Origin of the sequence: Pseudofulvimonas gallinarii (assembly GCF_004343305.1) — a bacterium.
In the GTDB taxonomy this organism is placed as follows: Bacteria; Pseudomonadota; Gammaproteobacteria; order Xanthomonadales; family UBA2363; genus Pseudofulvimonas; species Pseudofulvimonas gallinarii.
The window spans coordinates 1-10341 of record NZ_SMAF01000037.1 but is presented as its reverse complement, the minus strand read 5'-3'; the positions used below and the strand labels follow the sequence as shown (position 1 = coordinate 10341).

General features: G+C 68.5%; 2 protein-coding genes and 1 pseudogene. 2 read left to right on the top strand and 1 reads right to left on the bottom strand.

Going from position 1 to position 10341, the window contains the following annotated elements:
* Positions 1–518, bottom strand: a pseudogene (locus tag EDC25_RS14160) (transposase zinc-binding domain-containing protein); the annotation flags it as partial.
* A 62-nt stretch (positions 519–580) separates the two neighbouring features.
* On the opposite strand from EDC25_RS14160, the gene EDC25_RS14155 reads away from it, so the two are divergent.
* Positions 581–1633, top strand: coding sequence for a hypothetical protein (locus EDC25_RS14155; RefSeq protein WP_132577731.1), 1053 nt, complete (start codon positions 581–583; stop codon positions 1631–1633).
* Between the two features lie 13 nt (positions 1634–1646).
* A complete protein-coding gene (locus tag EDC25_RS14150) occupies positions 1647–10256 on the top strand; it encodes a DUF7178 family protein (RefSeq protein ID WP_123521056.1) in 8610 nt (2869 codons plus the stop codon).
* The last annotated feature ends 85 nt before the right edge of the window (positions 10257–10341 follow it).

Genomic DNA, 10341 nt, shown 5'->3' with positions numbered 1-10341 from the left:
CCCACCCCCCCCCCACCCCCCGCGCCGCGGCCGGGGGCGACGGGTTTGGTGACCCACCTCACCCGCAGCCCATCCATGCTGTCGTCGCCTGCAGCGCTGTCTGCCAGGAAGGCCGATTCGCCCTCCCCTTCGAGCCAGCCTTTGCGCGTCAGGTGCCGACACACCCGGTGCGCGATGGTAGCTGCCAGCTGGGTCAACTGCGCGGTGGTGGGCGCACGGGCGCGGTGCAGGCGCAGTTCGTGCCGCGGCAGCTCGGTGGCTTCCACGTACACGCCGTCGAGCCACAGCATGTGGAAGTGGATGTTCAGGTTCAGCGCGCTGCCGAAACGCTGGATCAGCGTCACCGCGCCGCAACTCGGGCAGAACCCGCGCTTCTTGCAGGAGAAGGCCACCAGCCTCTCTGCACGGCAGTGCTCGCACACCACCCGCAGGAAGCCGTGCTCGAGCACGCCGCAACGCAGGTAGGCATCGAACGCCTCGCGGACATACCCGGGCAGCGAGCGGCCCTCCGCTTCGATGCAGCTTCCGCGTCGATTCCGAGGTCGGCCGCGGCACGCCGACGTCGCCTACCGCCGCCAGCGTGCCGACCGCCTTGCCGCCGGTGACCGTGCGCGCCAACGGCAACGGCGCGCTGCCGCGGCAGGCGGGCAGCCCGCATGTGGTCCGCCCCGACTTCAGCGGCGTGAACAACGGCAACGCGCGTTCGATCGCTGGGCGTGACCTGGGCTACGGCCGCCAGATTGACGGCGTGCAGGTTTTCAGCGACGGCAGCGGCAGCGGTGGCATTCCGCGGACGATGACGACCGCGCAGATCGACAACCTGGCCAAGGGGGACCGCATCACAGAAGTTCCGTCGGCCGCATTCACGCGCCCTGCGCCGGGTGTCGCCCTGAGCATGGCCACCGGCGGCCAGACGCCTGTGCTGGGCGCGATTCGTCGGCCTGATACGGGCACGGTGTTCGGCCGTCAGCCGGTGTCGCCGGTGCGTGCCGCGCAGCTGGACGCGCAGCACGACATGGCCGACATCGCCAGCGGCAACATGCAGTCGGCGCAGGGCCGCGCTGCGGCGAACCTCAAGCGTCGCGCGGACAGCGGCGACCAGGCTGCCGCTGCGCAACTGCAGGCCATGATGATGGCCACCGGCGCCGGCGTGCCGATTGCCGGCCAGGTGCAGCAGACCGCAATGCAGGAGCAGGGCGCCACGCAGCGCGCAGGCATCGCAAGCGCGACCGACCTGCAGCGGGAGCAGATGGCCGGCACCAACGCGCTCGAGCAGGCGCGCATCCAGCGCCCGCCGGTGCACATCCCGCTGGCCGATGGCTCGCTGGGCGTCATGGGCCCTGACGGCACCGTGCGCCAGGCGACGATGCAGGACGGCAGCATCGCCCGGCCCATGCCGGCCGGACCGAACGCTGCTGATCAACGCAGTCGCGACGCGCGCCTTGCTCGCGTCCAGAGGAACGTCCAGGCGCTGCTGTCGCAGCTGCCTCCGTCCGAGGGCGGCCCGCCACCGGAAATGGTGCGCAGCCTGCGCATGCAGGCGCTGCAGCTCGAGGGCGCGCAGATTGCCGAGAACCCGGAGACGGGCGAAATGCTTTACATGCTCCCCGGCGAGCAGTGGGCGGCGCTTTAACTGAGGATCGACAGTGGCCACCAATCTGCCCGAAGGCTTCCGTATCCGCCGGCCTGACCAGCCGCCGTCGACCCCCGGCACGGCACCCGCTGCGACAGGTTCGGCGGGCTTGCCTGCTGGCTTCAGCATTCGCCGGCCGCCATCGGTCACTGCCGCGGCACCTGCGCGCGACCGCACGTGGGGCGAGGTGGCCACCGATACGGTCAGCGGCATTGCGCAGGGCGCCCTGAACCTGGGCGGCGCAGTGGCGCAGGCGGCCAATACGGTCACCGGCGGCGCGCTGGACCGCTACGTCGTGCGGCCCGCACAGAACGCGCTGGACCGCGCGCTGGGCGGCACGGGCGACAACGCTGTCGGCTTGGCCGGCGGCATCGGCGTCGGCACGCAGATGCTGCAGGAAGGACTGAGCGAGCCATTGAAGCGCGACCAGCAGGCCGTGCAGGACGCCGACGGATTCCTGGGCGCCGCCAGTGCGGTGATCCAGCGGCCGCGCATGCTGGGGCAGTTCCTGGCCGAGCAGGTGCCGATGATCGGCACGCTGGGCCTGGGCACCGCTGGCACCGCCGCGAAGGTGGGCCAGCAGGCGCTGGCACGCGGCGCGACGAAAGAGGCGGCCACCGAAGCGGCCAAGACCGCGGCCGAGCGTGGCCTGGTCGGCGCGAATGCGGCGCTGTCCGGCGGCTTCGCCTCGCAGGAAGCGCAGCAGACGGCGATGGCGCAGTCTGACGAGGCGTGGGATCAGAACCCCGAGTTTGTCGCGCTGGCGGCGGAAGTGGGTCGCGAGCAGGCCAAGCAGCAGCTGGCCACGCGCGCCGGCATGACGGCTGGCGCCATCGCTGCGCCTCTGGGCGCCCTGGGCGCGAAGATCACCGCGCCGTTCGAGCGCCAGGTGTTCACCGGCGCGCTGAAGGCCGGCGGTGCGCGCGGCATCGCCGCCGCTGCCGGCAAGGAAGCGCTGGAAGAAATGGTGCAGGAAGGCGGCGAGCAGTTCGGCAGCAATGTCGGCGTGCGCACGGCTGTCGACCCGCAGCAGGATCTGTTCGGCGGCGTGCCTGAAGCCATGGGCATCGGCGGCACCGTCGGAGGCCTGCTGGGTGGCGGCATGTACGCGGGCGGCCGTGCCGCGCAGCATCGTCGCCAGAGCCGCGCAGCGGCGGCGATCGAACAGAAGGCGCGGGAAGCCGCTGCGGCCATGTCGCAGGGCGGTCCGCCGCCTGGTCCGATGGAAAGCGCCGCGCAAGCTGCCGCTGCGGCTGCTGCCGCCGATCCGGTGACTGCCGCGAAGGCGGCGCTGGCCGAGCGCATGCAGCGCCAGCGTGACGCCGGCCTGCTGACGCCCACGACGCGAATGCGCATCCTGGGTGCCGTGGCCAGTGAATACGGCGTGCAGCCCGAGCAGATCCAGGAGCGCTACCCGGATGCGGCGCCTGGCTCAATCGCAGCCGCGGCCAACGCGGTGCCGGATCGGCCGCTGCCAGCTGCAGCGGAGCAGGGCGCCAAGTCGGGCAACTATCCGGAATCTCCGGATGGTTCGTTCAGCGACGCGGCTGCCGCCGCAGTCCCCAACCTGGTGGACGATTCCGGCAACATTCGGCGGGATGAATATCAGCAGCTCGCCAGCAAGATCGGGCGTGATGCAGCGCGATTCGTGGCAACGGCACAGGCCGAGGGCCGACCGGTCACGCTGGATGAAGCCCGGGCGTATCAGGAGCAGGAGCACGCACGCCGCGCGAAAGCGGTGGATGAGGCGCTCAGCGAGGAAGGTAAGGCGCGAAGCGACGCCAAAGAGCGCGAGAAAGCGGCCGCGCAGGCCGCGGAAGACAAGCGGTGGTTTGACGAGTGGACAGGAGGGTCGCTGGCCGATGGCCGCTACGAAACCGAAACCGGACTGACGTATGAGGTGCGGACATCGACCGACAAAGCTGGCCGGGTCAGGCAGATCATCTACGATGGCGCTTCGAAGCCGATAGGGCTGATCGAGAATGGGCAGCCCGATGCCGGCGCCCGTCAGTGGGCGCATGGCTTCACGGATGGATACCTGCGCCGCCAATCTGAAACGGCGGGCCAGCCGGCCAGCCCTGCCGCATCTTTAAGTTCTACGGAAACCGAAAGCGACCTTAGCGGCGCAGCCTTAACTACGCCGCCGGCCGCCGCCCTGCCCGAGGGCGCCCAGGCTGACCAGGGGACGCTGGCGCAGGGCAACGCCTACACGCCACCGCCCGCGCCCCGCGCTACCACACCGACCGAATCCGCCCCGCCGCAAGGCGGGGAACGGGCGGCCGTGCCTGAACCCCTGCCCGAGGTGACCAATGGACCCGAGACTTCAACCGGACCCGCAGCCGACCGACCCGCGATGGCTGGCGGCCCGGCCGGTGGCGCAGTCGCTGCTGCAGCGGACCCTGTCGCGGGTGAACCTGCTGTCGCCGCTGAATCCGGCGTGGCGCCCGTACCGGCAACCGGAACTGGCCCGGCAGTACCGCCGGTCGCTGGACCGGTGGGACCGGTCGCTGCTTCGGTAGCAGCCCCACGCATCGAACCGCTGGGCGAGAATGGCCTGCTGGTGCACGGCGACGTCGCGCAGACGCGCGAGCGCCTGGCCGCTGCTGGCTTCACGCGCCGCGGTCGCGTGCATTCGTCTGGTGCACTGCAGTTCGATCGCAAGCACCAGGCGGCCATCGAGAAGGCGCTGGCGCCACAGGAGCAGCCTGCCGCGGAACAGGCGCCGGCCGGCGTCGGTGCGCCCGTTGTCGACCAGGCCGCGCAGCAGTCGGCTTCGAGTCCGGGCGCCGCCCGCAAGCCCAGCGACCGCCGCACCAACGCCGAAGACCGTGCACGCATCGATGCGCTGCCGGCCGATGAGCGCGATGCGGAGATCGCGCGCCTGCGCGCCGAAGTGGACGAGCTGCGCCGCGCACAGAACACCAACCCCGTCACCGGGCTGCCGAACAAAGCGGCGTTTGACGCGGACGAGTCGCTGGGTTGGCCGGCGGTGGCCGCCATCGACATGGATGGCCTCAAGCGCCTGAATGACCACGTGGGCCATGAAGCGGCCGATGTGGTGCTGCGCCGTCTGGGCGAGCTGTTGCAGGGACATAGCAACGATGGCGTGCGGTTCTATCACCGCAGCGGTGACGAGTTCGCCGCGCGCTTCCGGGATGAATCCCAGGCGCAGGCCGCCATGGCCGCGATTCAACAGGCGCTTGACGGCGCTGTGATTCGCCTCACTGGTGCGGACGGCGTACAGTACGAGTACAACGGCATCGGGATCAGCTTCGGCACAGGAGCCAGCTATGAGCAAGCCGACGGAGCAGCCAACCGCAACAAGGCCGACCGACTCGCCGCCGGCCACCGGGAAGAAGCCCGTGCAGATGGGCCGCCTCGACGGCTCCGCGCAGTTCCCGTTCCAGAAGGGCGAGAAGGTGACGGCGACCGTGCTGCTGCCGGGCGATCCGGATTACCCGACGAAAGGCTGACCGCTGCCGATCCGGCTGCGGCCGAGCACCCGCTGGCGTCGTTGTTTGACACTCTTATCTCGGGCGCTGGGGTCAATATCACGACCGAGCCCTTCGTCGATGATGATGGGCACGAATACATCAAGAAGACGACATCGGCCACTGGCAAGCTGACGGCAGCTCAGAGGGATCAATGGAAGAAGGCCGTTGGCTTTGCTACCCATGCCACGATCGAGAACTCTGAACACTCGCATGCGAGCATTCAGCTGACCGGGAAGTATGTTGGCGAGGGCGGAAAGTACACGGCCAGCAAGATCGTCTTCATCAAGAAAGCCGAAAGCGGCAAGAGCGAAGGTGAGACAAAGCCCAGCGAGCAGGAGCTGCCGGCTGCGCCGCGCATCGAACCCTTGGGCAAGAAGGCCGTGCTGGTGCACGGCGACGTCGAAACGATCCGCGCGAAATTGGCTGCCGGCGGTTTCCCTGGCCGCGGCCGCATCCATTCCACCGGCGCCCTGCAGTTTGATCGAAAGCACCAGGCTGAGATCGAGCGCGCGCTGGCCAGTCCCCCTGCGGGGATTCCGTACAAGGATCTGGGGATTCCCGAGCCGAAGCCGCGCAACAAGGTGCGGAGCAAGGACGACTTCGACCCGGTTCACCACGACCTGCTGGACTGGATCGCCCTTCACGGCGGCCTGGATCGCGAGGCGTTCGCGTCGGAAGGCATCGACTCCGCGACCTGGCGCACGCGCGCCGCCCAGCAGGAGAACATGCGCTTTTTCGGCAAGCCGGTGTTCCGCAAGGCTGGCGGCATGTCGCCGCACGACCTGCGCGAGCGCATGGAAGAGGCCGGCTGGTTCGAGGGTGGCCGGTACGACGACGACGCGGTGCAGATGGTTATGTCGGCCGTCAATCAGGGCGAGGTGTTCAAGCTGCGCCCGGGCGTGGAAGCCGACCAGCTGATCGAGGGGTGGGAGCGCGACACGATCGACGAGCAGCGCGCAGCCGAGGTGGCTGCCGACCTGGGCTACAACGACGCGCGGGCAATGTATGATGCCATCGCCTACGCCGAATCGGTGATGGCACAACGGGAAGAGGCCGATGAACAGAGACGGGAAGCGGATCGACTGGCAGCTCGTGGAGCGTGGCCAGAAGGCGAAGCGGCAGCTCGAGGCGTCGAAGAAGGCAGCGCCACCGCCGTCCAGGAAGGTGGCGAAGACCGTGCCGCAGTTCCTGGCCGAGAACAAGGCTTCGCGCTCCAGTCAGGCCGACAGCCCCAAGCGGTAGAGACACGCCCCGCCGCAACGCAGCAAGGCCTTTTCGCGCCACCGACCAGCCGTGAGGCGATCGACGCGGAACGCCAGCGCCGCCTCGACGAGTTGAACGGCCGAACCGGCACCGGCCGGACCGACATGATGGCCGGCGACGGCGAGTTGTTCTCCGGACCGCGCCCCGAACAGGTGGATATCGAGGCTGTTGCGCCAGCTGTCCCCCTGCGAAACAATGGTGCCACCTATGGAGAAACCCGGCCGCTACACCGTGGGGAACGTGACAATGATGTTTCCGATACGGACGCTTCGCCTGGACGGCGAGCCTCCGCTCCGGTACAGCTCGACATATTCGTGCGCGTGCGCGGCGAACATCCCGTTGCCTCCCCCAACCTGCCCCAGCTGCGGCGCAGCGCAAAGCTCGTCAACACCGGAGAGTTCCGCACCGGATTCGACCGGGTAACCAGCTGGGAAGAAGCGGCGCATATCCTGGCGCCGCTGCGCAAGTCGCCGCAGGAGCAAGTGCTGGCCCTGGTCATGGACCGGGACAACCGGCCGCTGGCGGTGATCCGTCATAGCATCGGTGAGGTCGCATCTTCCAGCGTCGAACCGTGGTCGCTGATCGGCGCCATCTCGTCTGTTCCGGGCGCGCGCTCGGTGTACTTCGCTCACAACCATCCCGCCGGCAACCCGTCGCAGTCGGATGCCGACAAGCGCATAACGGCGAAGCTCGCCGAAATCATGGAAGGTAGCGGCATCGCGCCGCTGGGCATGATCGTCGTCGCGCCAGGAAGTCGGCTGGCGACGTTCTTCGATCCGAAGTCCGATGGATCGCGGGATATCCTCGGCAGGGTGCGCACGGCGCCGCGCAAGTCGTCGGTCCCGATGCAGGAGCGCCGCCTGCATCGCATCGTCAATCCGACGCAGACCATCGCCGGCCCGGACGACGTTTCCAATGCGCTGCCCGACCCGACTCTGCGCGAATCGGGTGTGCTGCTGCTGGACACCCGGCACAACGTCCTGGGCACGATCCCGGTGCCGACCGCCGAAATGGCGCGCCTGCGCACCGGATCCCCGGATCGCGGCACCGCACGCATCCTGAGCGAGATTGCCCGCGCCAACGCGTCGTCCGCCATCATTTACGGCACCGACATTGACGCTGCAAAGAACCTGGGCGAAATGCTCGGCAGGGCCGATGTGCGCGTTCTGGACATCGCGATCAGCGATGGTCGCCGGTGGGGATTAGAGGCGCAGTTAGGCGGCGCCCTGCGGACCGGTCAGCCGTTTTTCTCGCTTTCGGATGAGCAAGGAAGCGCCCGGCAGGCGCCGCAGATCGCGCCGCTGTTCCGCATGTCAGGGTCCGTCGACCCGACCGGCACGGAGCAGCAGCTACAGCGCCAGTTCGACCAGGTCGAACAGGCCATCAACGATGCGACGGACCAGTGGGGCCCGAACCAGCCCAGCGTGCACGTGATTCGCAGCCCGGAGGATCTGCCGGAGTGGATCAAGCGGAAGGATTCACGGTACAAGCGCGCCAATGGTGTGCGCGTTGGTCGCCAGGTCTGGATCATCACCGACCGGCTGCCGCGCGGCAAGGCCGTGCAGGTGGCGCTGAAGAAGCTGGCGCACGAGGCTGTTGGCCACTACGGCATCGACAACATCATCGACCAGTACCTGGACGTTGCGCCCGGTTCGCGCGCCGGCGACGCTGGCTGGCAACGGCTGACGGCCGACATCGTGGCCTGGCGCAAGAACCCGAATCTGCACCCGGCCGTGCGCAAGATCATGGACCAGGTGCAGCGCAACTACCGTCAGGGCGATGGCACGCCGCCGACCGATCTGGAGTTCGCACGCGAGGTGGTGGCGCACATGGCCGAGGAAGGCCTGCGCAACGGCATCATGGGCCGCATCGTCGCGGCGGTGCGCCGGTTCCTGCGGCAGTACCTGCCGAACCTGCGCGTCACCGATTCGGAGATCCGCGCCATGCTGGCCGACGCCGAGACGTGGCTGCGCCAGCAGGCGGCGCCGGTGGCGGGCCCACGCCCTGCGGCCGCGATGGCGTTTTCGGTAGGGGCCTCGCGCCTGCGCGACGACCCCATGGAGGTCAGCAGTCGCGCGCCGTGGGGCAAGACCAGCACCGAGGATCCGATCGGCGACCTCCTGGTGGTGGGCCTGGACTCCAGCCGCGCCAGCGAGAAGGCCTTCGAGAAGAACATCGCCCTGGTGCGCGAGTACCCCAACTACCGCCCGGCGAAGTCGGCTAGCACCACCGACCGCCAGGCTGAGCGCTTTATCGAGGCCACGAAGGACAACCTGCTGTGGCTGTACGACCAGGTGCCCGCCGAGATCCGCGCGCGCAGCCACCTGTGGTACGACGGCGCCAACAAGATCGCCAAGACCTGGGCGCTCAAGTACGACCTGCAGCCGGCCCAGATCGCCGGCGTGATGGCCGTGCTCAGCCCGCAGAAGGACTGGTTCATGAACGTCGACCTGGCGCGCCGGGTGATCGACACCATGGACGCCCATGGCGACACCCGCTGGAGCCCCGAGATGACCGCCACCGCGCAGCGCATCTTCGGCAAGCCGCAGTACGCCGACGACGTCAAGGCGATCACCGGAAAGACGCTCGACGAGGTCGACAGCGTGGCGCTGAAGGCCATCTGGATCCGCACCTACGACGAGGCCTACAACGACCGCACCTACGCCCTGCTGTCGCCCGAGGGCGACGCCATGGGTAAGGTGATGACCCAGAAGGGCGAGCCTGCCAAGGTGGCCTGGGGTGACCTGGGCGCGATCAGAAAGGCCGTGGCCATCATTCAGGATGGCTCGCTGAACAACATCAGCGCGCGCCTGGGCGGCGAGCACAAGGTCCGCAACTTCTACAACAACATCCTGGTGCCCAACGGCGCCAACGGCCACGTCACCATCGACACCCACGCCGTGGCCGCGGCACTGCTGCGCCCGCTGTCGGGATCCTCGATCGAGGTGCTGCACAACTTCGGCGGCGGCGGCGCGGCCAGCAGCGCCATCCACGGCTCCAGCGGCACCTACGGCCTGTACGCCGAGGCGTACCGCCGGGCGGCCGCCGAGCGCGGCGTGCTGCCCCGAGAGATGCAGTCGATCACCCGGGAGGCCGTGCGGGGATTGTTCACGCCAGGCTTCAAGTCCCAGCAAAAGAACGTAGACACCACCGACGGGATCTGGGAAAATTACCGCAAAGGAAGGCTTTCCCTTGAAAACGCAAGACAACAAATCCTCGAAGCTGCAGGCGGAATTGATGAACCTTCGTGGTTCCGACCCGGGGCTGGATCACCTACTCAAGAAGGGCAAGGTGACGCGGGAGTCGTACCTGGCGTACAACTTCCCGGACGGCGTGCCGTATCCATTTCCGGCCGAGCTGGAGGCGCAGCTGCCGAAGCCGCTGCAGAACCTGTCCGATCCGCGACCCGAGACGGAGGCGGACAGCGCTGGCCTGCTGAAGCGCCGCTACCTGACGCCCCAGCAGTTGAAGGTGCGACTGGCCCAGATCTCCGGCTCGTCGCCGTCGCCGAGCGATACGCCCGACAAGTAGGCATCGATCTCCGCCGCCAGGCGGAGTACGTCGCGGTCGATGAGGGCCGCGCCCGGCGCATTGCCGAAGCCTACGAGGCGATGGAGCATGCGCCCCAAGACCCGCAGGTTCGCGAAGCCTACGCCGAGCTGGTGCGCCAGACCCGCGCACAGTACGACGCGCTTGTCGACGCCGGCTATGAGTTCTACTTCGCCGACCGGGATGCCGATCCCTACGGCGGCAACCCCTGGAACGCGATGCGCGATCTGCGCGCCAACCAGCGCATGGCTGTGTTCCCGACCGCGGCCGGCTTCGGCAGCAACGAGGAGTTCGACCCTGCCAACAACCGCGTATAGGAAGTTCAAACGCCCTTTTCGGGCAGTCTGCTGGGTAGGCGGCGGTCGCGCAAGCCCCGTTTTGGGCACGGATCGGACGTCTGTG